This is a genomic window from Pseudoalteromonas sp. PSi26 (genome assembly GCF_054960575.1).
In genome coordinates this window covers 1-23,535 of sequence record NZ_JBHNYT010000023.1, presented here as the reverse complement: position 1 = coordinate 23,535, position 23,535 = coordinate 1, and the positions used below count along the sequence as shown (strand labels likewise).

At 40.2% G+C, this 23,535-nt stretch carries 23 protein-coding genes, 1 tRNA gene and 1 other RNA gene; 4 read left to right on the top strand and 21 right to left on the bottom strand.

Features of this window, described 5'->3' with window-relative positions; all coding sequences use genetic code 11:
- Positions 1 to 85 precede the first annotated feature (85 nt).
- Both ACFI34_RS17990 and ACFI34_RS17985 read right to left on the bottom strand, forming a co-directional pair.
- A complete protein-coding gene (locus ACFI34_RS17990) occupies positions 86 to 2,302 on the bottom strand; it encodes an EAL domain-containing protein (protein WP_462674477.1) in 2,217 nt (738 codons plus the stop codon).
- A 204-nt stretch (positions 2,303 to 2,506) separates the two neighbouring features.
- Positions 2,507 to 2,581: transfer RNA gene (locus tag ACFI34_RS17985), tRNA-Arg, on the bottom strand.
- A gap of 246 nt (positions 2,582 to 2,827) precedes the next feature.
- Between ACFI34_RS17985 and ACFI34_RS17980 the strand changes: the two genes are divergently transcribed.
- The gene (locus tag ACFI34_RS17980; RefSeq protein ID WP_006793710.1) at positions 2,828 to 3,010 is read left to right on the top strand and encodes a hypothetical protein; all 183 of its coding nucleotides are present in this window, start codon (positions 2,828 to 2,830) and stop codon (positions 3,008 to 3,010) included.
- Here the strand turns inward: ACFI34_RS17980 and ACFI34_RS17975 are convergent.
- The 3 genes from ACFI34_RS17975 to ACFI34_RS17965 are packed head-to-tail and all read right to left on the bottom strand — an operon-like array spanning position 3,007 to position 4,726.
- Entirely contained in the window at positions 3,007 to 3,813 is an 807-nt protein-coding gene (locus tag ACFI34_RS17975; protein ID WP_462674476.1) for a phosphotransferase, read from the bottom strand. The genes ACFI34_RS17980 and ACFI34_RS17975 overlap by 4 nt on opposite strands.
- Positions 3,814 to 3,816: 3 nt before the next feature.
- Positions 3,817 to 4,440, bottom strand: coding sequence for a nicotinamide riboside transporter PnuC (pnuC, locus tag ACFI34_RS17970; RefSeq protein ID WP_462674475.1), 624 nt, complete (start codon positions 4,438 to 4,440; stop codon positions 3,817 to 3,819).
- Between the two features lie 34 nt (positions 4,441 to 4,474).
- Positions 4,475 to 4,726 carry a YkoF family thiamine/hydroxymethylpyrimidine-binding protein gene (locus ACFI34_RS17965; RefSeq protein WP_006793713.1) on the bottom strand — a complete coding sequence of 84 codons (252 nt, stop codon included), beginning with the start codon at positions 4,724 to 4,726 and terminating at the stop codon, positions 4,475 to 4,477.
- A 108-nt stretch (positions 4,727 to 4,834) separates the two neighbouring features.
- Here ACFI34_RS17965 and ACFI34_RS17960 point away from each other — a divergent pair, with 108 nt between their 5' ends.
- Positions 4,835 to 5,074, top strand: coding sequence for a DUF2960 domain-containing protein (locus ACFI34_RS17960; RefSeq protein ID WP_006793714.1), 240 nt, complete (start codon positions 4,835 to 4,837; stop codon positions 5,072 to 5,074).
- 14 nt (positions 5,075 to 5,088) lie between these two features.
- Here ACFI34_RS17960 and alr read toward each other — a convergent pair whose 3' ends face one another.
- The 9 genes from alr to rpsF form a co-directional block, all read right to left on the bottom strand.
- Complete coding sequence (gene alr / locus ACFI34_RS17955) at positions 5,089 to 6,168, bottom strand: alanine racemase (protein WP_462674474.1); 1,080 nt, start codon at positions 6,166 to 6,168, stop codon at positions 5,089 to 5,091.
- Positions 6,168 to 7,547, bottom strand: a complete 1,380-nt coding sequence (gene dnaB / locus ACFI34_RS17950) for a replicative DNA helicase (protein ID WP_462674473.1) — start codon at positions 7,545 to 7,547, stop codon at positions 6,168 to 6,170. Before dnaB ends, alr begins: the two co-directional genes overlap by 1 nt.
- A 110-nt stretch (positions 7,548 to 7,657) precedes the next feature.
- Positions 7,658 to 8,593 carry a DUF4097 family beta strand repeat-containing protein gene (locus ACFI34_RS17945; RefSeq protein ID WP_462674472.1) on the bottom strand — a complete coding sequence of 312 codons (936 nt, stop codon included), beginning with the start codon at positions 8,591 to 8,593 and terminating at the stop codon, positions 7,658 to 7,660.
- A gap of 9 nt (positions 8,594 to 8,602) precedes the next feature.
- The gene (locus ACFI34_RS17940) at positions 8,603 to 9,088 is read right to left on the bottom strand and encodes a hypothetical protein (protein ID WP_462674471.1); all 486 of its coding nucleotides are present in this window, start codon (positions 9,086 to 9,088) and stop codon (positions 8,603 to 8,605) included.
- Positions 9,075 to 9,623, bottom strand: coding sequence for an RNA polymerase sigma factor (locus tag ACFI34_RS17935; protein ID WP_462674470.1), 549 nt, complete (start codon positions 9,621 to 9,623; stop codon positions 9,075 to 9,077). Before ACFI34_RS17935 ends, ACFI34_RS17940 begins: the two co-directional genes overlap by 14 nt.
- Before the next feature lie 231 nt (positions 9,624 to 9,854).
- Positions 9,855 to 10,307, bottom strand: coding sequence for a 50S ribosomal protein L9 (rplI, locus tag ACFI34_RS17930; RefSeq protein WP_006793720.1), 453 nt, complete (start codon positions 10,305 to 10,307; stop codon positions 9,855 to 9,857).
- A gap of 35 nt (positions 10,308 to 10,342) precedes the next feature.
- Complete coding sequence (gene rpsR / locus ACFI34_RS17925; RefSeq protein ID WP_006793721.1) at positions 10,343 to 10,570, bottom strand: 30S ribosomal protein S18; 228 nt, start codon at positions 10,568 to 10,570, stop codon at positions 10,343 to 10,345.
- Positions 10,571 to 10,582: 12 nt separating this feature from the next.
- On the bottom strand, positions 10,583 to 10,900 hold the full coding sequence (priB, locus tag ACFI34_RS17920) for a primosomal replication protein N (protein WP_006793722.1): 318 nt from the start codon (positions 10,898 to 10,900) through the stop codon (positions 10,583 to 10,585).
- A gap of 44 nt (positions 10,901 to 10,944) precedes the next feature.
- Complete coding sequence (rpsF, locus tag ACFI34_RS17915) at positions 10,945 to 11,286, bottom strand: 30S ribosomal protein S6 (RefSeq protein ID WP_006793724.1); 342 nt, start codon at positions 11,284 to 11,286, stop codon at positions 10,945 to 10,947.
- Positions 11,287 to 11,819: 533 nt separating this feature from the next.
- Between rpsF and ACFI34_RS17910 the strand changes: the two genes are divergently transcribed.
- Positions 11,820 to 12,458 carry a hypothetical protein gene (locus tag ACFI34_RS17910; protein WP_462674469.1) on the top strand — a complete coding sequence of 213 codons (639 nt, stop codon included), beginning with the start codon at positions 11,820 to 11,822 and terminating at the stop codon, positions 12,456 to 12,458.
- Positions 12,459 to 12,538: 80 nt separating this feature from the next.
- Here ACFI34_RS17910 and ACFI34_RS17905 read toward each other — a convergent pair whose 3' ends face one another.
- Genes ACFI34_RS17905 through ACFI34_RS17890 form a run of 4 tightly spaced genes read right to left on the bottom strand, consistent with a single transcriptional unit; the run spans position 12,539 to position 16,824 of the window.
- A complete protein-coding gene (locus tag ACFI34_RS17905) occupies positions 12,539 to 13,705 on the bottom strand; it encodes an FAD-dependent monooxygenase (protein WP_462674468.1) in 1,167 nt (388 codons plus the stop codon).
- Positions 13,702 to 14,889, bottom strand: a complete 1,188-nt coding sequence (gene ubiH / locus ACFI34_RS17900; RefSeq protein WP_462674467.1) for a 2-octaprenyl-6-methoxyphenyl hydroxylase — start codon at positions 14,887 to 14,889, stop codon at positions 13,702 to 13,704. Before ubiH ends, ACFI34_RS17905 begins: the two co-directional genes overlap by 4 nt.
- A 15-nt stretch (positions 14,890 to 14,904) precedes the next feature.
- Complete coding sequence (gene pepP, locus ACFI34_RS17895) at positions 14,905 to 16,227, bottom strand: Xaa-Pro aminopeptidase (RefSeq protein ID WP_462674466.1); 1,323 nt, start codon at positions 16,225 to 16,227, stop codon at positions 14,905 to 14,907.
- 33 nt (positions 16,228 to 16,260) lie between these two features.
- A complete protein-coding gene (locus ACFI34_RS17890) occupies positions 16,261 to 16,824 on the bottom strand; it encodes a UPF0149 family protein (RefSeq protein ID WP_462674465.1) in 564 nt (187 codons plus the stop codon).
- Between the two features lie 193 nt (positions 16,825 to 17,017).
- On the opposite strand from ACFI34_RS17890, the gene ssrS reads away from it, so the two are divergent.
- Positions 17,018 to 17,200, top strand: a non-coding RNA gene (gene ssrS, locus ACFI34_RS17885) — 6S RNA.
- Positions 17,201 to 17,358: 158 nt separating this feature from the next.
- On the opposite strand, the gene ACFI34_RS17880 is transcribed toward ssrS, so the two are convergent.
- Genes ACFI34_RS17880 through ACFI34_RS17870 form a run of 3 tightly spaced genes read right to left on the bottom strand, consistent with a single transcriptional unit; the run spans position 17,359 to position 23,139 of the window.
- A complete protein-coding gene (locus ACFI34_RS17880) occupies positions 17,359 to 20,442 on the bottom strand; it encodes an efflux RND transporter permease subunit (protein ID WP_462674464.1) in 3,084 nt (1,027 codons plus the stop codon).
- Positions 20,439 to 21,734 (bottom strand): efflux RND transporter periplasmic adaptor subunit, encoded by a 1,296-nt coding sequence (locus ACFI34_RS17875; RefSeq protein WP_462674463.1) that lies wholly within the window; start codon positions 21,732 to 21,734, stop codon positions 20,439 to 20,441. Before ACFI34_RS17875 ends, ACFI34_RS17880 begins: the two co-directional genes overlap by 4 nt.
- On the bottom strand, positions 21,724 to 23,139 hold the full coding sequence (locus ACFI34_RS17870; protein ID WP_462674462.1) for an efflux transporter outer membrane subunit: 1,416 nt from the start codon (positions 23,137 to 23,139) through the stop codon (positions 21,724 to 21,726). The genes ACFI34_RS17875 and ACFI34_RS17870 overlap by 11 nt, the downstream gene beginning before the upstream one ends.
- Between the last annotated feature and the right edge of the window lie 396 nt (positions 23,140 to 23,535).

Below are 23,535 nucleotides of genomic sequence, written 5' to 3'. Positions count from 1 at the left end.
TTAAAAAAACACATTTAAATAAATATATAACACAATAAGATAAGTGGTTTTGATCAAACCGCTCGAAGTTAAGTGTGTTTATAACTTAGAAGAGTTTCTCAATTGGCTGCGGTTTATGCACTGCATAACCCTGTGCGTAATCTACACCCATTTCTAATAGGATTTGCTTAATTTGTGAAGTTTCGACAAACTCAGCTATGGTTTTCATACCCATAACGTGGCCAATTTCGTTTATTGATTTTACCATTGCATGATCAATCGGATCGACCTCTATATCTTTAACAAAAATCCCATCTATTTTAAGGTAGTCCACCTTGAGGTTTTTCAGGTACCCAAATGATGATAACCCACTTCCAAAATCATCTAGTGCAAAACGGCACCCTAGCACTTTTAATTGGGTAATAAACTTACTAGCAAGTTCAAGGTTCGAAATGGCAGCTGTTTCGGTTATTTCAAAGCAAATCTTTTCACTATGTTCACCCAGTAGTTTGAGTTGCTCTGTAACAAATTTTAAAAAGTCCTCATTAGTAAGTGACTGTCCTGAAAGGTTAATAGACAAGAAGTTAACCCCTTTGAGAAAATCGACGTTATTTAGAATCACTCTAAATGCGTTTTCAATCATCCAACTATCTACTTTAACAATCAGCTGGTAACGCTCTGCAGGAGGTAAAAAAGCACCCGGAGGAATTATACCTCCCTGATCATCGACCATGCGCAATAGCAATTCATAATGTTTATTTTTATCGCAAGCAAGTGGCTCAATTAATTGTGCGTATATTTTAAAGCGGTTTTCATCTATTGCATCTTGAACTCTATTTACCCACTGCATTTCGCCTTGGCGCACTGCGAGCTCTTCGTCATCATCGTAATGAACATGAATTCTATTTCGCCCTTTCTCCTTTGCTATATAACAAGCAACATCAGCTAACTTTAGCACCTCTGTAAAATCCACATATTTATCGGTAATTTGGATCAACCCCATACTTGCGCCAATACGAAAGCTACGACCTTCCCAAACAAATCTATAATCCTCAATTTCTTTTTGAATTAGGCTAGTTACACGATGGGCGTTATCAAATGAACAGTTTTCCATCAATACAGCAAACTCATCCCCCCCGAGGCGTGCTACCACATCTGTTTTTCTTACTACTTTTTGCAATAAAGAACCGAGCTGACGAAGTAATTCATCGCCAGCTAAATGACCACTGGTGTCATTCACTACTTTAAATTGATCAAGGTCCATATAACATAAAGCATGATCAACTCGTTTTTCAGCCGGCACTGATAATAAAAGCTCAACGCGACGCTTAAACTCTCTTCTATTTGCTAAACCAGTGAGTGAATCATGAGATGATTGGTAGCTGAGCTTTTCTTCTGATTTTTTTCTTGCTGTAATATCTACATGAGTGCCCACTAAACGAGTAATTTCACCTTCCTCACTTTCAACAACAAAAGCACGAGACAAAATATTTACATAGCTACCATTTTTATGGCGCATTCTAAACTCAGCTTCATAGTGCTTAGTTTTAGATTCCATAAACGAATGGATTTTAGCGACTGCTGGAGCTAGATCGTCAGGATGAACAAGCATTTCCCATGTAGCAAAACTATTTTCAAGCTCGTCTTCTTTATACCCCAACATCGATTTCCATCGCGGTGAGTAATACATTTTTTCGTTAGCAATATCCCAATCCCAAAGTCCATCATTAGCGCCCTTCATGGCTAAACTTAACCGCTCTGTATTTGCTAAGGCTTTTTGTTTTTCGAGTATGAGCATGTTTTTTTGCTGTTCTAAAGAAAGGGTTAACTCAGTAATGATATTAGATAGCTCACGTATTTGGCCATTTTCATACTCAAGTTCTGTAATATCATAAAAAATATTCAATATAATACTGGCATCCCCATTTTTTAAAGGAACGGCACTGCCAAGTACAGTACGTTTACACCCGTCTTTGCACTGTATAGTTAGCTGCATTGGCTCAAAACGGGTATTCATTTTTTTTGAATCGATTAATTTTTTGTGCCACAAGTTCATCACACAGTCGCGATAATGGCTATTAGGAAGTACTTTGCCCCACCATTCATCTAATGTGGATATATTGCTTGATCCATAACCAAACATATTAACGAACGTATCATTAGCATGGACTATAGTGTTATGAGCGTCATTCAATACAAATGGGACAGGGGAAGAATTAAATATATGTATAAATAAATCATTAAAACAAGCGTTTTTTTCTAGCTCAGATATTTTGGCATCTGCCTTTACCAGATCAAATTTAAGCTGCTCAATACTATCCATTCACTGTGTTTCCTAAAAGTACGAATGTATTAATACACCTTTGTTCTATTGATGTATTTGAATAACACAAACACAACGCACCAATGGCGTAATTAGATATCTATCATAATCAAAACAATAGGCAGTAAAGTCTATTTAAGCAAGGTGGTTAATAATTAGAAAGGGAGTAAAACACAGGTAAGTTTTTGGCCTAGTTAAATCAAATGGCGCTCTCGGTAGGGATCGAACCTACAACTCAGCCTCCGGAGGGCCACGTGATATCCATTTCACCACGAGAGCACATTTGCTGCCGCCACATCAACTCGCGATATCAATGTGTTAGCATGCGCTAATGATAAAGCCATCTTTACATAAATGCTAGCGACATTAGTTTATATGATTACTAATTAGGCACTTTTGAATAAAACATGTGACTATTTTATAAAAACGCGTTATTTATTAATATTCGATAAAAATAGTTACGCTTTAGCAACATTTTAACTATCATTGTCACAGTAATGAAAATATTTAAAAGAGGAATTAATAATGAGTTTGATGTCTACTGAGCAAGTTGCAGAATTTTTAGGTGTAAAAGAAGAGCGCGTAAAACGTCTTGCACGTGAAAGTTTATTAATCGCTAAGTCAGAAGATGAAAACGGCGAACCGCAGTTTGATGCAGATGAAGTAGCAAAATATAAAGAGTTAGCAGCGCGTTTTGGTGGCCTTTAAAAGCCACATGCTGCAATAAGTTTTAGCAGCTGCGCGCGTAATTTTTTTGCTGGAGCTCTTATGTCGCGCTGCTCATACCAACCAATACTTAAAACCAAAAATAACAGCTTATAACAATTAAGCTTATCGGTTGATGTTACAAACCCTACCTGTTTATCTTTATATTTAGCGTAACTATTTAATAACGCATCATCATTATTTTTATTTAGCTCAAAGCTAACACTTAGCGCCGCTAAATCAAAATACACGTCGTTAGTTTTAGCGTACTCAAAATCAATTAAGTAGCTGCCTGACTCATTCACTATTAAATTATCTTTAATTAAATCGTTGTGGCAGAAACCAAGCTCGATAGGCATGGCCGTAATAAAGTTAACCGCTGCACTAATTAGCTGCTGATGCTCCAAATACACTGGTGAACATTTATAACAGCTTAGCTCATGGGCTATGTTCATTGGCTCAGTGCTAACTGAGTAAGCATGGACAGTGGCAAGTTTTTTAATCACATCGTCAATTGATAGACTATTTGCGATACTACCGTCAAAGTAATTAAACACAGCCAGTTGATTTTGTTTATCAAGCCATACGGGGGAAGGACATATATTTGACGCACTCAGGCGACGCTGTGCCTCTAAGGCATATTCTGGCCAATGGTCTTTGTAACGCTTTAATAAATACTTCCCTTGAGTCGTATTTATTAACACATTTTCGTTACTTAAACCTTGTGATAAAGGCACGCATGAAATAACGCTACTTGGTGCTATAAACGCACGGCATTTGTTTATAAGTGCATTGTAATCACTCATAAATTAAAGCTGTGCGAGTGGCTTAGCTTGGCTTTGCTCGTATTCTTCATACCAGGTTTTAAAGCCCCACCCTGCCATAATGGTGTAAAACACAAAAAGCGCTAATGTTGGGTAGTAGCCTTTTTCGTAATATAAATACATAGAGGCTGCGTCTATGACTATCCAGTACAGCCAGTTTTCAAGAATTTTTTTCGCAACTAAATAAGTGGTCACAACAGCAAAACAGGTTGTAAAGCTATCGAGGTAGGCAAAATCAGCATGCGTGAAGTTAGTCATAAAATACCCTATGCCTGTTGCCGTAATAGAGGTAAGTATAATTAAAAGCGCATGACGTTCCATAGACCAAGAACTAATACTCAGGTTGTTATTATTAGCTTTACCTTTTCGCCATACTACCCAGCCAAATACCGCCATATACATGTAATAAAAGTTCAGTAATGACTCCATTAGCAATGCGCCATTCCAATACATGATAGTGTAAATTAGCGTACTAAAAAACGCAGCAGGCCAGCACCACAGGCTTTCTTTTATCGCTAACAATAAATAAGCAATTGATAACACAACCGCAATATATTCCCAGTGCGACATGGCAGTAAAACCGCTTAACGTTTTTGTTATAAATTCCATAGTGTGCTGTTACCGTTAAATTGTGGCGAAAAAACTACTGAGGCGATAAATCGCCAGACAAAAACTTACACACAAAAATAGCTTTGCCAAACTCTTCGTATGAACGTTTAATTTCGGTATTGAGTACTTGCATCACTAAATCATAATCGCCAAAAATTTGTGTCGATAGTGTATTAGTAATCACTTTTAAACCATCGTACTCGTTTAATCGATCAATAAAGCCTTTAATAAAAGGAATGTAATCTTGATGAAGTGGGTACTTACTAATCTCTACTGATAATTTCATTATTAACCCTATGGTTTGAGTGCTTAGTTATATCGTGTCATTCAATGCTAGAGCCGCTACTAAATACAGTGTAAAATCGCTGTAATACTCAATTACAATGAGCTTAATATGGCACGCAGAATAACCTACAAATTTAAAAACCAACCGCGCGAAATAAATTTCGCTAAAGATAAATACCACGACATGTATCAAGCAATTGCTGCTGCCGAAGGCATTGATTTAACCAATTATTTAAGCATGGTACAACAAATAGAAATGACCTCTAAAGGGTCGGCTTCTGTTCGTAACTTTCGTGATCAAGAATTTGCCCGCATGGGCTTTAGTGATATTTACTTTATTAAAGAGTAATTACCACTGTTTAATTATGGCTGATACTCATAACTTACGCGCGGTGTAATATTACATAAAAGCTCGTAAGGAATAGTATCGGCGCACTGTGCTATTTCTTCTACTGGTAGCTCAGGGCCCCACATTGTGACTCTGTCGCCTACTTTTATGTTGTGCTCGTTTTGGCCTATGTCTACGCTAATCATATCCATTGCCACACTGCCCACAATACTGTAGCGCTGTTTGCCAATAACAACCGGTGTGCCCTCTTTTGCGTGACGCGGATAACCGTCACCATACCCCATAGCAACCACGGCTAACTGAGTAGCTTTATCGCTTTTCCAGCGCCCACCATATCCCACGGCCTCGTTAGCTGGAACATGGCGCACTGCTATAACACGTGTCGTTAATCGCATAACGGGTTTAAGCTGATGCTGCTCACCCAATGCGTTAGCCATAGGTGATACACCGTAAAGCATTAAACCAGGGCGTACCCAATCACCATGGCCATTCGGCCACGCAATAATGCCTGCCGAATTTGATAAACAATGTGCTTGGTCAATATTATTTACTAGGCAGTCAAACTGTGAAATCTGCTGTGCTGTTTTAGTATTATTCACATCGTCCGCGCAGGCAAAGTGGGTCATTAAATTAACGGTGTTATTGGCATTAGGCGTATTTTGCAAGCGCCTATAAAATTCATCAAACTGCTCTGGGGCAATACCCAGGCGATGCATGCCAGTATTTACTTTAAGCCAGCACAATAAAGGCGCTTCAAGCTCGGCTTCTTCCAAAGCGGTAAGCTGATACTCATCATGAATAATAGTTTGAAAGTTATTGGCCAATAAAATAGGTAAATCGTCTTTATTAAAAAAGCCTTCAAGTAACACAATCGGTTTTGTTAACCCGCCAGCACGAAGCGCTAAAGCTTCATCTATACGTGCTACTGCAAATGCGTCTGCATCATTTAAATGTTGTGCAATTTTAACTAAACCATGGCCATAAGCATTGGCTTTTAATACCGCCATAACTTTACTGTTTGGTGCAAAACGCTTTACCTGCACTAAATTATGCGCAAGTGCCGTTAAATTAATTTCAGCAGTCGCTAAGCGCATTAATACTCGTCATCCATCGCAGGACCTGCGTAGTTATCAAAGCGAGAAAACTGCCCTTGGAACGTCAAGCGCACCTTACCAATTGGACCGTTACGCTGTTTACCTATGATGATTTCGGCGATGCCTTTTTCAGTACTGTCTTCGTTGTACACTTCATCACGGTATATAAACATGATTAAATCGGCATCCTGCTCTATCGAGCCAGATTCACGTAAATCTGAGTTAATTGGGCGTTTATCAGCACGTTGCTCAAGCGTACGGTTTAGCTGCGAAAGCGCAACAACCGGGCATTTTAATTCTTTTGCTAGCGACTTAAGAGAGCGTGAAATTTCTGCAATTTCAAGTGTTCTGTTATCCGATAAGCTCGGCACACGCATAAGCTGAAGGTAATCAACCATGATCATACTGATACCACCATGATCGCGCGCAATACGACGTGCACGTGAACGAACATCGGTAGGTGTTAACCCAGATGCATCATCAACGTACATTTTACCTTTTTCCATCAACAAGCCCATGGTTGATGAAAGACGCGCCCAATCATCATCGTCTAGCTGACCAGTACGTACCTTAGTTTGGTTAATACGACCAAGTGATGCCAGCATCCTCATCATGATTTGCTCAGAGGGCATCTCTAATGAGTAAATAAGCACAGGCTTGTCTTGTGTCATTGCCGCATGCTCTGCAAGGTTCATCGCAAAGGTGGTTTTACCCATTGAAGGACGTGCTGCAACAATAATTAAATCAGAAGGCTGTAAACCTGTGGTCATTTTATCTAAGTCAGCATAGCCGGTACTTACGCCTGTTACACCATCTTGCGGAGATTGGTATAGCTCTTCTATTTTATCAACGGTTTTTTCGAGTATGTTGTGTATGCTTTGCGGACCTTCGGTGCTTTTTGAACGCTGCTCAGCAATTTTAAATACTTTACTCTCGGCAAAATCTAATAAGTCGTGGCTGGTGCGTCCTTCGGTATTAAAACCGGCCTCGGCTATTTCGTTCGCAACACCAATCATTTCACGAACAACGGCACGTTCGCGTACTATGTTTGCGTATGCATCGATATTAGCAGCACTCGGTGTGTTTTTGGCTATTTCGGCTAAGTAAGCAAAGCCACCAATACCCGCAAGTTTATTATTTTTTTCAAGGCTTTCAGAAATCGTGATTAAATCGATTGGATCACCCAACTCTGCAAGCTCTGTCATTGCTTCAAAAATCAGCTTGTGCGTGCGGGTATAAAAATCCTGTGATACAACAAGCTCAGCTACGCGGTCAAAAGCTTGGTTATCAAGCATTAAGCCACCTAAAACAGATTGTTCAGCTTCTATTGAATGGGGAGGAACTTTAAGGGTATCGACTTGCTTATCTGGTTTGGCCATAACTTCACAGTACTAAAATTGAATGGCTCTATTCTATCGACTTGCCGGGGTTGTGCAAATAGCAAAGCAGGAAATCTTTTCCTGCTTTTTGTAACTCAAAAGTTTACGACTTACTTTTTAAGCTCAATACGACCACTTATGGTATCCATTTCAATGTCGGCATTGCCGCCATTAATAATAAACTCAAGCTCGCTAGCTGGGCCATATTTGGCTTTTTTTACTTTATCGCTGCTAAGTTTATTAATAATCTTACCATTAGCATGGGCTTCAATCTCAAATTTAGCCGATACATTAGCAGGAAAGAAAAATTCTGCATCGCCACTTACCGACTCAAAACGTACATCGGCACTGTCTAACAATTCACTAATACGAACCTCAGCTTCGCCATTAACAGTATTAATGCGTAAGTTTTTGATGCTATCTAATTGAAAGTTTATGTCACCGTTTACGTTTTCAAGGCGTACATCATTAGCGCTTGAAGTTGATTTAATATCACCATTAACAGCGCTAAAACGCAGCTCACCACTTGATTGCCTATCGTTAATTTCACCATTTACGGTTTCAAACTGAATATTCCCGTTTAAGTTCTCAGCGTTCACATCACCATTTACAGTGGTGAGCTTAATGTTGCCAGTAATATCATCTACCGTAATTTCGCCGTTAACCACATCAACTTCTGCGCCGTTTTTAAGCTCCTTTGCAGTCACCGATACATTAACGCCAGCAAACTCTAAACTACTGCTTTTAGGCATAAATATAGTTAGGTTTGAGCCGTCACCACTATTACCCCAATTTGATTTACGTGGCATTTTTACAATAAACTGTGTTTTATCGCCACTTGTTTTAAGCTCATAGCCTTGCGCCTTATCGTCAAGCTCGCCCACTACTTTAAACTCGCTTTTATCCCACCCAGCAATACTTACATCACCGCGCTGATTTTCAATAAAAACGGTACCACCTTTTGAAACCTCTATTTGTTTATCAATTTTTTCACCTGCAAATGCAACAAGTGGAAATAAGCTTAATCCTAGTAAAATTGCTTTCATGTTAATCTCCTAAATACTTTGCCAACGAGGTGCATGCACCTTATTAATCAAATCAAGTTGTTGTTGATAAATCTGCGCTAACATTGTTAGCAATGCTTGGTTTTGGGGTTCGTTTTTAAGTGCTTGCTTAATGGCGTACTCAGCCTCTTCAAGCTCTTGTAATTGTGTTTGCCAATTATCGGTCAAGGCATCTTGATTTTTATACTGCACCAATAAGCTTTGCTTTTGCTGTGCAAAATAGTCACTTATGGCCACAACCGGTTGTGGGTTAGGGTTTATTACAAACATATTGAGCGCCACTAGGGCAGCAACGGTACATGCCGCAATTGCGCTTAACTTTGGCCATAAAGTAACGGCTGATTGCTCGGGCTCATTGGTATTTACAATGGCTCTTTCTATGCCTGCCCACAGATCTTTTTGTGGCGTTATCTCTTTATCAAGCGTGTTTAATGATTTATCTAAAAAGTCGTCAAAGTTTGGTTTATTCATTTTCATACCACTCTTGTAATAACTGCCTTGCTCGATGATATTGCGATTTGCTTGACCCAACGGCAATACCCAACTGCTCTGCTATTTCTTCATGCCGATAGCCTTCTACTGCAAACAATACAAATACCATACGTGCACGCTCAGGTAACCTAACAATTAGCTTATCTAAGCCGTTTAAGCCTTTACAGTCTTTAGCCGATTGCTCATCCATGCCATCCTGTTCAATGCTAACGACTTTTTGTACCCAGCTTTTTTGTTTACGTAAGTAGTTAATCGCAATATTACTCGCCACACTGTATAACCAAGTAGAAAACTGCGAACGACCATCAAACATCGCTATTTTGTGCCACACCTGAACAAACACTTCTTGCGCAGCATCCTCAGCGTGCGACTGATCAGCTAATAAGCGCAAGCACAAACCGTAAACGCGCTTTATATGCAATTGGTAAAGCAGTGTGTATGCACTTTGATCACCCGACTTTACGCGCTCAATCAATGCATTTTCGCACTCAGCGGGTTGATCGGGTTTAACGTGTAACATCCGTGATATCACCTTTTAATTATTATGGTATTGGTACCATTTCCAGTGTATTGATAAGTTAGACGCAATAACAGCGGTAAAAGGTTTGAATGAAATGAAAATAAATTTAAAGAATTTAAATTCTAAGTAAGAAGAGTATTAGGAGGCAGTACCACATTAATAATAAAAAAACTGAATTTTAGGCACAAAAAAGCCGTGCTAAAAGCACGGCTTTTGTCGCTTAATTTAAAATTAAGCTTCAGCGATTACGATTACTTTGATAGTAGCCGTTACGTCTGTGTGAACAGAAATTGATACGTCAAATTCACCAGTCTCACGGATAGTACCTAGAGGCAAACGAACTTCTGACTTAGCAACTTCAACACCAACAGCTGAGATAGCGTCAGCGATGTCACGAGTACCGATTGAACCGAATAACTTACCTTCGTCACCAGCTTTAGATACTAAAGTAACTTCTGCTAATGCTTCTAGTTTTTCAGCGCGTGCTTGTGCAGCAACTAACTGTTCAGCGATTTTCGCTTCAAGTTCTGCGCGACGAGCGTCAAACGTTTCAATGTTAGCTTTAGTCGCAGGAACTGCCTTACCTTGAGGGAAAAGGAAGTTACGTGCGAAACCAGATTTAACTACAACCTGTTCACCTAGGCTACCTAGGTTAGCGATCTTATCTAGTAGAATAACTTGCATGTTTCTACACCTTTTAAAAACTGTTAATCCGCTGCTTACTTATGTAAGTCAGTGTATGGAAGAAGGGCTAAGTAGCGAGCACGCTTAATAGCAGTTGCTAGCTGGCGCTGGAATTTAGCGCTAGTACCTGTAATACGGCTAGGTACGATTTTGCCACTTTCTGTAACATAGTTTCTAAGAGTAGCTAGATCTTTGTAATCGATTTGTTGTACGCCTTCCGCTTTAAAGCGGCAGAACTTACGACGTCTGAAATAACGTGCCATGAGATTAATTCCTCAAATAATTCTTTCTATATGCTGAGCATGCAAAACCAATTGGCTAAGGCCGTTACGACCTTCGTGGCGATTTAAAAAACCACTCACTTGCAATGCCTGCCCAACGTGCAAATGTTGAGTCTGTTGTTGCATTTGCTTTCCACTGGCAACAACCTGAAGCTTTACATAACTATTACGGTTAAGGTCTGCTTCGGTTTGCATTGATTTATGTTCTAAAACAAAAATGCAATGCGGGATGCCAGCAGGGCTTTGGCTTAACTTGGGTGTTTTACAAACTACCCCAGATAAAACCAGCTGATTCATAAAAGGGCTAACCATTTATATTTACCGCCAGTTAAACGCCATGCTTGGACTCAAAACAATTAAGCAGCTGGTGCTTCTTTCTTCTCTTCTCTTGCAAGAGGAGACGCTTCAGTTACTGCAGATTTAGTGCGGATAACTAAGTTACGAAGCACTGCATCGTTGTAGCGGAAAGTAGTTTCTAGCTCGCTGATTACTTCAGTAGGTGCTTCAACGTTCATAAGAACATAATGAGCTTTATGAAGCTTGTTAATTGGGTAAGCCAATTGACGACGGCCCCAATCTTCAAGACGGTGGATTGAACCACCCGCTTCAGTGATAGAACCAGTATAACGTTCGATCATACCAGCAACTTGCTCACTCTGATCTGGGTGAACCATGAATACGATTTCGTAATGACGCATGGATATTCCTTACGGTTAATAGAGCCTTCTACCGTTTCGGCCGGTCGGTTTAAGGCAAGGAATTAATAGTTTAAAAGCCGAAATGAGCGCGCATTTTACGCTTAGTAGGATAATTAAGCAAGCAGGTTTTTTAAGCTTTAATAGATAAGTGTTGAAGGGTTCGGGATTCGGGATTCGGGATTCGGGAAGAGATTATTGGATGCTCCCTTTATATCAATAAGTAAAATAAAGATAAGTGTTTAAATTTTTTGTGGTAGACGCCGAGCTTGATCGCGTGAAAAGCGTAGCTTAATTTAATTTCACTTTCTATAACCAACAAAAACATCATTTTAATAAAAGGTAACTACATTTCAAAAATGTGTAATATTAAGCTTTAACTAGCTTTGTTACTAATCATCTCCATTTAAACTACTTAACAAAAAATAATAATTAAAAAGCTTTTACCTGCGCTAATTAATTAGAGATCATAGTTAAAAATAAATTGGAGCGCTTAAAGTTAGGAATACTAATCAATAACTAAATTTGACTTCCCCGTGGGTTTTACTTTTGCTGCTTTGGTTTGCGTATGCTTTTCAGCTGGTTTTATAGTTGGCTCAAGCTCAATAGGTGCTGCAATTAGCGCTATAGCTATATCAATGCTCTCAAGCTATATATTTTTCTTTTTAACAATTACTTTAAAGGAACGCTCTGATAAGAAAAAAGTTAAGAATATTAGCAACCCATTAATTACTCAGATCACAAGCACTCTAGAAGCAGGGATTAAAAATTCAATTTTATTGCCGAATAAATCTATTCGATTAATACCTGATAGTAAAACTTTAACCGAGGAACAACTTTATAATTACTTAACAGATAATGTGCTAAATGCTCCTATTAGCGGACTTAGAACCTACTACCCTAGAAATAAAATTTCGGCTGAAATAAAAACCAATAGTGATGAGCTAATATTAAATACAACTTCTCCAATCAAAATTATACTAGGAGATCTTAAGCCATACCTATACCTACTAGATATAAACTTAGTTAAACTAATTTATGAGATTGAACATTCGAATTATATGAGGTTTTGTGGAGACAACCTGGAACACTGCGGAAGGTTTACTTTTAATAAGGAAGACTTTATTGAGTTCTTCATACTTGTGAAAAAGCTAAAAAGCTCTATTGGTCAATAAACAAAAAACCGGTGCTTAAACTAAACATCGGTTTTTCTTTGGCTGAAAGCTGACAGCTAAAAACTGACCGCTTGTCTTTATCACTTCCCTATCGCTTCTTTGGCGAATAAGTGTTTTATCGGGCCTAGGTTATCAACGAGTGACAGCCCGACTCCACGTATTAGCTTTTTAACTGGGTTTGCGCCTTCAAATAACTCTTTAAGCCCCTGCATCATGGCTATGTGTTTTTGTGCGTCGAGCTTGCGGGTACGCTCGTAATCACGAAGCGTGCGGGTGCTGGCAAATTCTTTACTATCACTTGTGAGTAACTCAATTAAATACGCGGCGTCTTTTAGGCCTAGGTTCATACCCAGCCCTGCCAATGGGTGAATGGTGTGCGCTGCATCACCCATTAATACCACTTTGCCGCTTACCCATTGCTGGGCGTAACGCATTTTAAGTGGAAATGCCGCGCGTTTACTTTGCACTTCACACAGGCCGCATTGGCCATCTATGGCAGCCATTACGGCTTTATTAAAAGTAGTGTCGTCCATTGCTAGCAATTCATCGCAATGGTGGGGGCTGGTAGACCACACTATTGAATGAGTGTTAGCGTCACTCAATGGTAAAAATGCTAATGGCCCCGTTGGTAAAAACACTTGTCGCGCAGTATTTGCGTGTGGCTCTTTTGTTTTTACTGTAGCAACCAATGCATGGTGATCGTAATCTTTAAAGGTCAGCGCCATATTAAATTGTTTACGAATAGCTGAATTTGCGCCATCAGCCGCCACCAGCAGCTTAGCAATAATAGGCTCGCCGCTTTTAAGGGTTACAAATACGTCTGATTCACTTTGGTGTATTTGCTGGTATTCGGTATCAAACATTAGCGTAGCATTGCTTTGCTGCTCTAACTGTTTAATAAGTGCAAAGCGAATAATATCGTTTTCAACTATATGACCTAAATGGTCGAGCTCAAGTTGTTTGTTATTAAAGGTTATTTTACCAAAGCTGTCGGCATCGCGAACATCCATATGGGTATATGCACATGCACGCTGAGCAATAATTTCAGGCCAAACGTTTAATTGCTCTAATAATGTTTGGCTTGCAATACTAAGTGCGCTTACGCGTAAACCGTATTCATCAGTTGGAGGGGCTTGTGTTGATGCTGCATCGAGTACCACAACACTAATATTAGCCTTAGCTAGCCCAAGGGCTAACGTTAGCCCCACGCAACCACCACCAACAATACACACCTGTGTTTGCTTCATAAACGTGAACCTTGTTTAACTTGCCCCATTAATTGTTTTGCTAACGGGGCTTTTAATGCGGGGAATAAATCCATTGAAAACAAGCCAATGCTTCGCCCAAGCGCTAATACTCGAGATGAATTTGAAAATAACCTTACTAAGGCATCTGTTAAGGTCATCACTGTTTTTATATCTTGGCTGCGCAACTGGCCGTACTCGCGTATAAACGCATAGCTCCCTAACTCATTAGGGCTATTGGCAATTAAATCACTCAGTACTTGTACATCACGCAGGCCTAAATTAAAGCCTTGCCCTGCAATGGGATGAATAGCATGAGCAGCATTACCAATAACCACCGTTCGATGAGCTATTAACGATTCGGCTTGTCCATATACCAGCGGGTAGCTTGCGCGCATACCCACTTTAACAAATTGCCCTGCGCGGTAACCAAAGGCTGATTGTAATGCACTTAAAAACTCGATTTCATTTAAGTCCATGTATGAATTAATTTGCTCTTTTTCCATACACCACACCAATGAATAGCGGTTATTGCTCATCGGTAATAGTGCCATAGGGCCATGCTGAGTAAAACGTTCAAAGGCATGGTTATTATGCCCTTCGGCTACCTCTATATTGGCAATAATAGCGCCTTGCTCATAAGGCTGAGTATTAAAATTAAGGCCCAGTAATTGGCGTGTAGGAGATTGCGCGCCATCGGCTACAATAAGTAGCTTGGCATTAAGTTGTTCGCCACTTTGCAAAATCAGTGCGTTGCTATGCAACGTTTGTTTTATTTCGAGTACGCTATCAGGGCAAAATATGCTAATGCTTGATTGCACTAACCGCTGATGAAGCGCGCGCCCAAATGGATTAACCTCAACTACATACCCTAAAGAAGGTTTTGAAAATTCAGCGCTTTGGATGTGGGTTTTACCAAAATGACCTCTATCAGACACACTCACTTTTTTAATAGCAGAGGTGTAAGGGGCATTTTGATCAAATAAATTAAGTGTTTGTAAGTACTCTACTGATTGCTGAGCAAGCGCAATACTTCGGTCGTCAAAGCTTGGATGGTATTCATCGGTCACTTGGCTTGCTTCTACCACGGCAATGTTTATTGAGGGGTTTATTTTAGCAATACTAAGTGCGCAACTTGCGCCAACTAAACCGCCACCAATTACTACAACATCAAATTGCTTAGCCATTGTGCTCTCCACCCGTTATGCGCTTTTAGTTTGTTGCATAAGTGCTTGAATATCGCCAATGGTTTTAGGCACGCTTAAAGTAAGGTTTTCATGGCCTGACTCGGTAACGAGTAAATTATCTTCTATACGAATACCAATACCTTTGTACTTTTGTGGCGCGTTTGAGTCTTCGCTTATATAGAGTCCTGGCTCTATGGTTAAAACCATACCAGGCTCAAATGCTCGCTCAACGTTATTTATTTTATAATCACCTACATCATGTACGTCTAACCCCAGCCAATGCCCAAGGCCATGCATGTAATATTCTTTACAGACTTGTTGCGCCATTAGTTCAGTAAAGTCGCCGGTTAAAATACCTAAATCAAGTAAGCCTTGCGTTAATACTTCCATTGCTAATTTATTAGCATGAGACAGGTAACCACCGGGTTTAATTTCTTCAAAGGCAGCCAGTTGAGCGTTAAGAACAATATTATAAAGCGCAGCTTGTTCTTCACTAAACTGGCCATTTACCGGAAATGTACGCGTTATATCGGCTGCGTAGCCTTGTAGCTCACAACCTGAATCAATAAGTACTAGGTCGCCATTTTTAAGCACATCACTATTTTGCGTGTAATGCAGAATATTAGCGTTATCGCCGCTACCTACAATTGTACCGTAAGCTGGATGAGGCGCACCGTTCATTGCGTAATGATGATGAAGCTCTGCTTCTAATTGAAACTCAGTTGCTCCTGCATGTGAAAAGCGCATAGCTCGCATGTGGCCACGGGCGCTAATTTCACAGCCTTCGCGCATTACCTCTATTTCGCTTGGCGATTTAAACAAACGCATTTCATGGATAAGGCCGCGAATTTCTTTTAACGTACTCGGTGCTTTAAGGCCTTTGCGAGCCCCGCCACGAAGTGTACCTAAAAGCGTAAACACTTTACTATCAAATGTATCAAAAGCGCCTTGTGCAAAATAAATCGCATTTTTACCATTTAGTAGCTCAAGCAGTTGCTCTTCTAAATCACTTAATGGGTAAGCCTCGTCAAATAAGTAGTCGCTTTTGGCTTTATCAAAACCAACGCGTCGGCCATGCCAAATTTCGGCTAATTTGTCTTTATCAAGGCAAAATAGGGTGCTGGGTGTATCGCTGTTGTTACAAAGCACCAATACAGCATCGGGTTCGTTAAAACCGGTTAAATAAAAAAAGTCGCTGTCTTGTCTAAAAGCATAGTCAGTATCGCGGCTTCGCGTTACTTCGCTAGCAGCCGGGATCAGCGCAATGCTGTTATCATCCATTTGTGCAAGTAGGCGCTCTCTGCGAGCTTTAAACTCTGACTTTTTTATTTCAACCATTATTAGCTAACCCGTAGTACTTTTTAATTAAGTTTAGTGAAGCGTTTTTTTATCATTTTGGCTGCTTTGCTCTTTACCCAGCTCGGCAAAACAAAGTAGTGCCGATACACGTACATATTCAATCACTTCGTGCAGTGCGTTAGCATCTTCTTCGGTTTCTTCAAAAGTGGTATCTAGGCGTGTTATTTCGCTAAAGTCGCTAATTACTTCTTTCACGTCAGCCGACAGCTTACCGTAATCTTTTTGCTTTAAACCAAAACCAAGCATAAATCCCGATACCCATGATACGAGGCCATTAGCCTGATCGATGAGTGTTTCGTCGTCACTTGGTAAAAATAAATCAAACTGGAACTCTTCATCATTAAAGCTTGCAACAACTTGCTTATATATAGTGCCAAAAAATGCTTTTAAACCATTACCGAACGATTCACCATCGTTGAATACATCGCTTAAAAGGCCAAGGTACTCCTTGTCGTCAATACTTAGTCCACATGCTAATAAACCACTAATAACACCATGCGCTTCGGCAGGGGAAACAAATATTTCGTTTTTTTCTAAAAGTAGTTGAGCTTTTTCGTAATCTGGTAAATCGTTCATAATCAAGCCTTCGCTTTGCTAGTTAAAGCAATGCTACCACTCGATAAAAAGCAACTCCAATTAATTGTATGATCACGCTCAAAAACTACGCAATAAAGTAAACAGCGAGTTAAAGGTGTGGGAAAACTAAGCGAACGACTTAATTTTTTACGTTTTGGGTTTAAGGATTGGCATATGTCTTATATACTTAATTTGTTCCCTGGGATACTGGAGCTGGGTTAAGTCCCTGAGCCGATAAATTTTATACCAGGGTTTCTGTTCGTTTACTATTGTGCAAGCTTGGCATGTACCGAGAAGCCTACGGTAAACCGCAGATTCCCGCCCTGAAACCTTCTGGTTTCAGGACTGAAACCGAGTACCGTATCTTGGGGAACACCATTATCTACTCGCGTTTTAACACGCACAATCAAACCTCTTTATACATCTACTTTTATCTATTTAACGCCTTAAATAATTTTCAATTTTGCATAGCTAAAAACAAAAAAGCTGCAGGCAATTGAATACCTACAGCTTTTGTATCAACACGTTTTTGTATTATTTAAACCAGCCTTGAAATCGTTCCATCAACATATAATTGACTGGTACTAGCAATAAAGTAATAAAGGTCGCAAAAATAATCCCAAACCCTAAACTAACGGCCATAGGTATTAAAAACTGCGCCTGAGTTGCCTTTTCAAACAGCAATGGCATTAAACCTATAAAAGTGGTTAAACTAGTGAGCATAACTGGACGAAAGCGCGATGTGCCAGCGAGTTTAACAGCCTCTATTAAATCGCCACCTTCGCTACGTTTTTTATTGATAAAATCGACCAATACAAGTGAATCGTTCACTACCACGCCTATTAACGCAAGCATACCTAGTAAGCTCATAATGGTTAAGTCCATACCCATTATCCAGTGCCCTACTACTGCGCCAATCATGCCAAATGGAATAACGCTCATAACAATAATTGGTTGCATGTATGACTTAAACGGAATAGCCAATAGCGCATAAATTATAAAAAATACAAACACTAACGCCCAAGCCAGTGAGCCAAACGACTCTCTTTGCTCTTTAGCTTCACCTTCAAGTTTATAATCAACCCCTGGGTATTGTTGCATTAGCTCGTCTAAGTATTGTGCGAGGTCGGCTTGAAGCACCGTCATGTTGGTGTTATTTTTTTCTATATCAGCTGTCACGTTTAGTGTGCGGTAACGATCAATACGGTTTATGGTTGACGGGCTTTGCCCAGCCGTAAGTGTTGCCACGTGCGACAATGGCACAGAGCCGCCATCGGGGGTGTTAATTAGTATATTTTGTAAATCGGCTATGGAGCGGCGCTCATCGATAGGCAAGCGCACCATTACACGCACGTCGTCTCGTCCACGCTGAATTCGCTGAACCTGCGAGCCAAAAAACGAATTACGCACTTGTCCTGCTACATTTACACGGTTTAAACCAAGCGCTAAACCTTGTTGTGTAAGCTCTATACGTAATTCTTCCTTACCATCTGACATACTATCGGCAATATCAAACACCGTTGGGTACGTTGCTAAACGGTTTTTAATATTATCAGCCACATCTTGAAGTATTGTTAGCGAGGTGCCACTTAGTTGAACGTCTATTGGATCTGAGCTTCGGCCAATTTCAGCTCTAAATGTTAGGCTTTCAGCGCCTGGAATCACACCAATTAAATCGCGCCACTCACTTGCAAGCTCGCGTGAGCCTATGTCTGACTCACGCTTTTCTGCAGGTGTAATCTCAAAGCGTACCGCGCCAGAGTTTGACACACCGCCACGTCCGCCAGTAGTGGCTAATATATTTAAAATAACGCTTTCGCCTGTATCAGGGTCGCGATATTTGTCTTGTAATTGCTGCGCCTTTTCAGACATATCAATTACGTATTTATTAGTTACTTCAAACGGTGTACCTGTTGGCAGTGTTAGATTAACTCGTACAGTTTCGCTCGGAATTCGTGGAAAAAAGATAAACTTAGTCCAACCGCTGGTGATCATGGTTAAAATAATAAAAAATACTCCAACAAATAAACTGACCGTTGCTAATTTATGGCGTAAAGCAGTGTTTAATATAGGTTGGTAATATTTTAAAATTGCACTTTCAAAGCCATCTGCAAAGCGTTGTTGAATTGCTTCAAGCTTCGATGGTTCACCTTTTTGGTGGCGTAATTTTATGTATTTTAAATGTGCTGGCAACACAAATTTAGATTCAATTAGCGAGAACAATAACACCGGAATAACGACTACTGGAATTTGCGCAAATAAGGCGCCGCGTGCCCCTTCAATAAATGCTAAAGGTAAAAAGGCAGCAACCGTAGTCAGCACACCAAAGGTAACGGGAGTAGCCACTTCTTGAGTACCCAATATAGCAGCCTGCTCACCCGATTTTGCCGTTTTTAAATGGGTATACACGTTTTCGCCGGTTACTATGGCGTCATCTACTACAATACCGAGCACTAAAATAAAGCCAAATAAGCTCATTATATTTAGCGTTACACCAAAAATTGGCATCGCGATAAATGCGCCCATAAACGATACAGGAATACCAATAAACACCCAAAATGCAATTGCCGGGCGTAAAAATAGCGTGAGTAGTGCCAGAACTAAAATACCACCTTGTAGAGCATTACTGGTTAAGGTTGCGATACGGCTTTTAACTAATTCTGAGTCGTCGTCCCAATAGCTTAGTTTAAAACCTTGTGGTAGCGTAGCCTGCTGTTCTTCAATGTAGTTTTTAACATCGTCTGCCACGGTTATCGCGCTTTGCGGGCCAATTCGGTAAACGTCTATAAAAGCCGCTTGCTTACCATTAAAACGGGTACGCACTGGTGTTTCTTCAAAGTCGTCTTTTATTGTAGCAATATCACCTAAGCGAATAATTGTTCCGTCGGCTTGGTTTTTGACTACTATGCTAGCAAATTCGTCTTTACGGTAAGCCTGCCCTTTTGAGCTAATTAGTACATCACCGCCTTCTGTTTTTAAGTTACCAGCAGAAATATCAGAACTTGAATTAGCAATCGAACTCGATATTTGCGCAAGGCTTAGGTTATATTGGCGAAGTGTGTCTTGGCTAACTTCAATGGCTAGCTCGTAGTCTCGTACACCACTTAGCTCTACCTGAGTTACGTTAGGCAAACGCAGTATTTGATCTCGCACTGTTTCTGCGTATTCACGCGTTTCTTTTTCGCCGTAATCACTTGATACAGTAACAGCAATTACTTCTCTTTTGCGCTCAGCCAGCGCAACAATTGGTTTTTCGGCATCGCCAGGAAACGTATTAATCGCATCCACTCGGCTTTTAATATCAGCCAACAGTTCACGAGGATCGTAACCACTTTCAACCTCAATGGTTACAGAGCCTGAGCCCTCTGACGAACGGCTAAATATTTGTTTAATGCCCTCTAGGTCTTGCACCGCTTCTTCAATACGAATTGTTACGCCCTGCTCTACATCTTCAGGGGTTGCACCACGTAGGCTAACACCAACGCTTATCATATCTGTTTCGAAAGACGGAAACACCTCAAGTGGTATTTTACTCGATAAACTAAATAGTCCCGACAACAACAAAGTTACTAACAATAAATTGGCAGCAACATGGTTTTTAGTAAACCAAGCAATCATGCTTTATCTCCTTGCTTGGCTGCGCGACGTTTTTTTATTAACTCTTCAACACTGATACCAAGCTCTTTTGCTTTTTGCTCAAGTTGCTCTCGCGACGGGCGCATACCTTTAGGTTTTTTTTCCTTTGGCTCTTCACCTAAAATACTCACTTTAGTGCCTGAGCTTACTTGCCCTAGCGGCGTAACAACTAATTTATCGTTCGCTTTTAAACCGGTTTTGATCATTGCTTGATTGGCGTTTTGCCATGCAAAAGTAACGTCTTTACGTTTTAGTACATCACCCTCAACTACGTAAACATAGGTGCCTTGATAAATTGTACTGTTGGGAATGATCAACGCATTTTGTACCGTTTTACCTGCAATTTGTGCCTTAATGTATTGGCCTATTTTAATTGGGTATTGGTTACTCTCGGTTGATTTATATGGGTCGTCTATTTTTGCTACCACGTAAAGTTGCTGCGCGTTTTCGTCAATTGCGCCTTCAGTGCGAGCAAGTTGGCCCTGCCATGTTTGTTCGCCCACTAAATCAGAGCTAAATTTAACTAACGAACCGGCTTGGTTTTTAGCACCATCACGGTATTGCTCTGGCAGGTTTACAAACGAAAGGTCTTTATTTTTTATTGGTAAACGAATTTCTACACTATCAATAGCGTAAATAGTGGCAAGTTGGGTATTGTTACTCACTACTTGGCCTAAATCGACACTGCGACTCAGTATGCGCCCAGCATAAGGTGCAGTAACTTTTGTACGCTCTAAATCAAGCTCTGCTTTTTCAAGAGTAGCTTGTGCTGATAAAACTTGTGCCTGCGCCGCTGCCAATTGTGGCTCACGCAATACCAGGCTGCTGGCTTTGCTTGAGCCCCCAAGGCGTTTCCAATCAGTCAGTGCTTGTTGCCCGCGGGCTTTTTCTTCTAGTAAGCTTTGTTCTGCTGTGAGTAAGTTCGCTTGTGCAGACTTAACCTCTGCCTGATGATCTCTATCGTCAAGCTTTAGTAACACGTCGCCTTTTTCAAAAAAACCACCTTCTCTAAACTCATCACTCACGTCGATGATTTGCCCTGATGCTTGAGCAACAAGTAAGCTTTGTGTGCGAGGCTTTACTGTACCGTAGCTGTCTATCATTACTTGGTAACTTTGAGGCACAATTTCTAGTACCGACACGCTGATAGCTGCTTTTGGTGCTGAGCCAAAACGCCTCGCTTCTGGCGGGTTACTTTTGATAAAAAACACAATTAAAAGAGCGGTAACAACAACCGCGGCTGGAATAATAATTTTAGCTGTTTTAGTTTTCATCGTTGTTACTCATTAGGTCGCTTGATGGTTTTTCAAAATCACCACCAAGGGCAACATGTAGGTTGATTCTATTTGCAATTAATTGATTCTTAATTTGTATTAATGAACTTTGCGCATCGAATGAGCGATCTTGTGCATCCAATACTGTGGTGTAAGTGACTAAGCCACTTTGATATTGCTCAAACGATAACTGCTCGGCAGCAAGTGCATTTTTTTGCGCTTCAAGTGTGCTGGTGTACTGCGCTTTTAAAGACTGCTGCTGCGAAATCGCGTTTTCTACATCAGCAAATGCATCGTACAGAGTTTGCAGATATTGCTGTTCTTGCTTTTGTGTATTTAGGCGTGCAATTTCCTCATTAGCTTGTAAACGACCACCCTCAAAAATAGGTGCCGAAATACTTCCTAGCAAAGACCATGCAAGGCTTGAAGGAGAAAATAAATCACTCACCCTGTCTGTGCTATCACTTAAGCTTGCAGTTAAATTTAAACTAGGGAAACGCTGTTTATGTGCGTAAGCCAGTGACGCATCGGTCGCCAATAGCTCGTACCAACTAGCAAGTAATGCAGGCTTTCGGGTAATAAGTTCAGATGGAATTCCCAGTGGAATTTCTGTGTTAATAACCGGTAAGTCATTACTTGCAGAAATTGCTCCTTTTGGGTACTCGCCTAATAAACGCTCCAGTAGTCTTGCAGCACTGGATAAGCTTGCTGATTGAGTAGCTATGCGTGAACGTTCGTTATTTAGCTCATTGCGGGCTAAATAAACATCGAGCGCTTCGTTTATACCTTGGCGGTAACCCGATTCAATTATATCGAGATTTTGCTTAGCATTTTCTTCACGGCGTTTATATAAATCGAGTAGCTGCTGTGCAGACACAACATCAAACCATCCTTGAACAACATCCGAAACAAGCTGCTGTTTAGCCTGTTCAAAACGCGCTTTTTGAGCTAAATATGAAAGGTTAGCTTCACGTTTTGAATCTGACAGTTTGCCCCATAAGTCAACTTCATAATTTAAGTTTAAGCTTACGGAGCTAGCATTATTATAACTAACAGGCCGATTATCTTTACTTCGGCTAGTACGCGTAGATAAATCTAAGCTAGGCCAAAGGTCTGCCCCCGACGCAATAAGTTGCTGCTTAGTAATGGCAACATCGTAGCTGGTTTGTAATAGTTGCTGATTGTTTTTAAGCGCTTGGTTAACATATTTTTTCAGCAATGGCGTGTTTAGTTGCGTTAACCATTCATCATCCACTTGCAAAACTGAACTTGCTGCTTGTTGTTGCCACTGCTTAGGAACATTACTGGGTGCTTGTTGGCGCTCCTGTGGATTTATATTACTCGCACAGCCACTGAGCAGCATCACACTAAGTGCCAAAAAAGTTGGCTTAAATTGCCAAATCATAATTTAACCTAAATTACTGCTATTTATGAATGTAATTCAAGCACCTTGACTAATTTTGCTCAACTTACTTTACATAAAATTACATAGATAGCGATGAGTAAACGAATAAGTGAGTTATACGGAAAATATGATTAAATGATCAGCAACAATGCAAATAAACACACTAATGAAAAACTACAATATTTAGCTTACAAACAATCAACGTATAAAAGTTATTAAAATTTTTATAGGCGTTTTAAAGTTGCAAAAATACAAACAACAAAACGTAATAGGCAAATTGTTAATTTAAAGATGAGTGATTAACACAATAGAATAAGTAGATTACTTAAGCTGACTATTGATTAAAGTACATTGAAATTACTGTTGAATGAATGGTGCCGACTAACCGAGTCGAAC

What these genes read in the sequence shown, in the direction of transcription:
- pepP (WP_462674466.1), bottom strand. Translation starts at nt 16,227, where the DNA reads ATGGTTGAAATAAAAAAGTCAGAGTTTAAAGCTCGCAGAGAGCGCCTA.
- ACFI34_RS17875 (WP_462674463.1), bottom strand. Translation starts at nt 21,734, where the DNA reads ATGAAAACTAAAACAGCTAAAATTATTATTCCAGCCGCGGTTGTTGTT.
- ACFI34_RS17975 (WP_462674476.1), bottom strand. Translation starts at nt 3,813, where the DNA reads ATGAGTGATTACAATGCACTTATAAACAAATGCCGTGCGTTTATAGCA.
- ACFI34_RS17890 (WP_462674465.1), bottom strand. Translation starts at nt 16,824, where the DNA reads ATGAACGATTTACCAGATTACGAAAAAGCTCAACTACTTTTAGAAAAA.
- priB (WP_006793722.1), bottom strand. Translation starts at nt 10,900, where the DNA reads ATGGTTAGCCCTTTTATGAATCAGCTGGTTTTATCTGGGGTAGTTTGT.
- rplI (WP_006793720.1), bottom strand. Translation starts at nt 10,307, where the DNA reads ATGCAAGTTATTCTACTAGATAAGATCGCTAACCTAGGTAGCCTAGGT.
- ACFI34_RS17905 (WP_462674468.1), bottom strand. Translation starts at nt 13,705, where the DNA reads ATGAAGCAAACACAGGTGTGTATTGTTGGTGGTGGTTGCGTGGGGCTA.
- ACFI34_RS17880 (WP_462674464.1), bottom strand. Translation starts at nt 20,442, where the DNA reads ATGATTGCTTGGTTTACTAAAAACCATGTTGCTGCCAATTTATTGTTA.
- dnaB (WP_462674473.1), bottom strand. Translation starts at nt 7,547, where the DNA reads ATGGCCAAACCAGATAAGCAAGTCGATACCCTTAAAGTTCCTCCCCAT.
- ACFI34_RS17870 (WP_462674462.1), bottom strand. Translation starts at nt 23,139, where the DNA reads ATGATTTGGCAATTTAAGCCAACTTTTTTGGCACTTAGTGTGATGCTG.
- alr (WP_462674474.1), bottom strand. Translation starts at nt 6,168, where the DNA reads ATGCGCTTAGCGACTGCTGAAATTAATTTAACGGCACTTGCGCATAAT.
- ACFI34_RS17935 (WP_462674470.1), bottom strand. Translation starts at nt 9,623, where the DNA reads ATGTTACACGTTAAACCCGATCAACCCGCTGAGTGCGAAAATGCATTG.
- ACFI34_RS17965 (WP_006793713.1), bottom strand. Translation starts at nt 4,726, where the DNA reads ATGAAATTATCAGTAGAGATTAGTAAGTACCCACTTCATCAAGATTAC.
- ACFI34_RS17960 (WP_006793714.1), top strand. Translation starts at nt 4,835, where the DNA reads ATGGCACGCAGAATAACCTACAAATTTAAAAACCAACCGCGCGAAATA.
- ACFI34_RS17990 (WP_462674477.1), bottom strand. Translation starts at nt 2,302, where the DNA reads ATGGATAGTATTGAGCAGCTTAAATTTGATCTGGTAAAGGCAGATGCC.
- pnuC (WP_462674475.1), bottom strand. Translation starts at nt 4,440, where the DNA reads ATGGAATTTATAACAAAAACGTTAAGCGGTTTTACTGCCATGTCGCAC.
- rpsF (WP_006793724.1), bottom strand. Translation starts at nt 11,286, where the DNA reads ATGCGTCATTACGAAATCGTATTCATGGTTCACCCAGATCAGAGTGAG.
- ubiH (WP_462674467.1), bottom strand. Translation starts at nt 14,889, where the DNA reads ATGGCTAAGCAATTTGATGTTGTAGTAATTGGTGGCGGTTTAGTTGGC.
- ACFI34_RS17945 (WP_462674472.1), bottom strand. Translation starts at nt 8,593, where the DNA reads ATGAAAGCAATTTTACTAGGATTAAGCTTATTTCCACTTGTTGCATTT.
- rpsR (WP_006793721.1), bottom strand. Translation starts at nt 10,570, where the DNA reads ATGGCACGTTATTTCAGACGTCGTAAGTTCTGCCGCTTTAAAGCGGAA.
- ACFI34_RS17980 (WP_006793710.1), top strand. Translation starts at nt 2,828, where the DNA reads ATGAGTTTGATGTCTACTGAGCAAGTTGCAGAATTTTTAGGTGTAAAA.
- ACFI34_RS17940 (WP_462674471.1), bottom strand. Translation starts at nt 9,088, where the DNA reads ATGAAAATGAATAAACCAAACTTTGACGACTTTTTAGATAAATCATTA.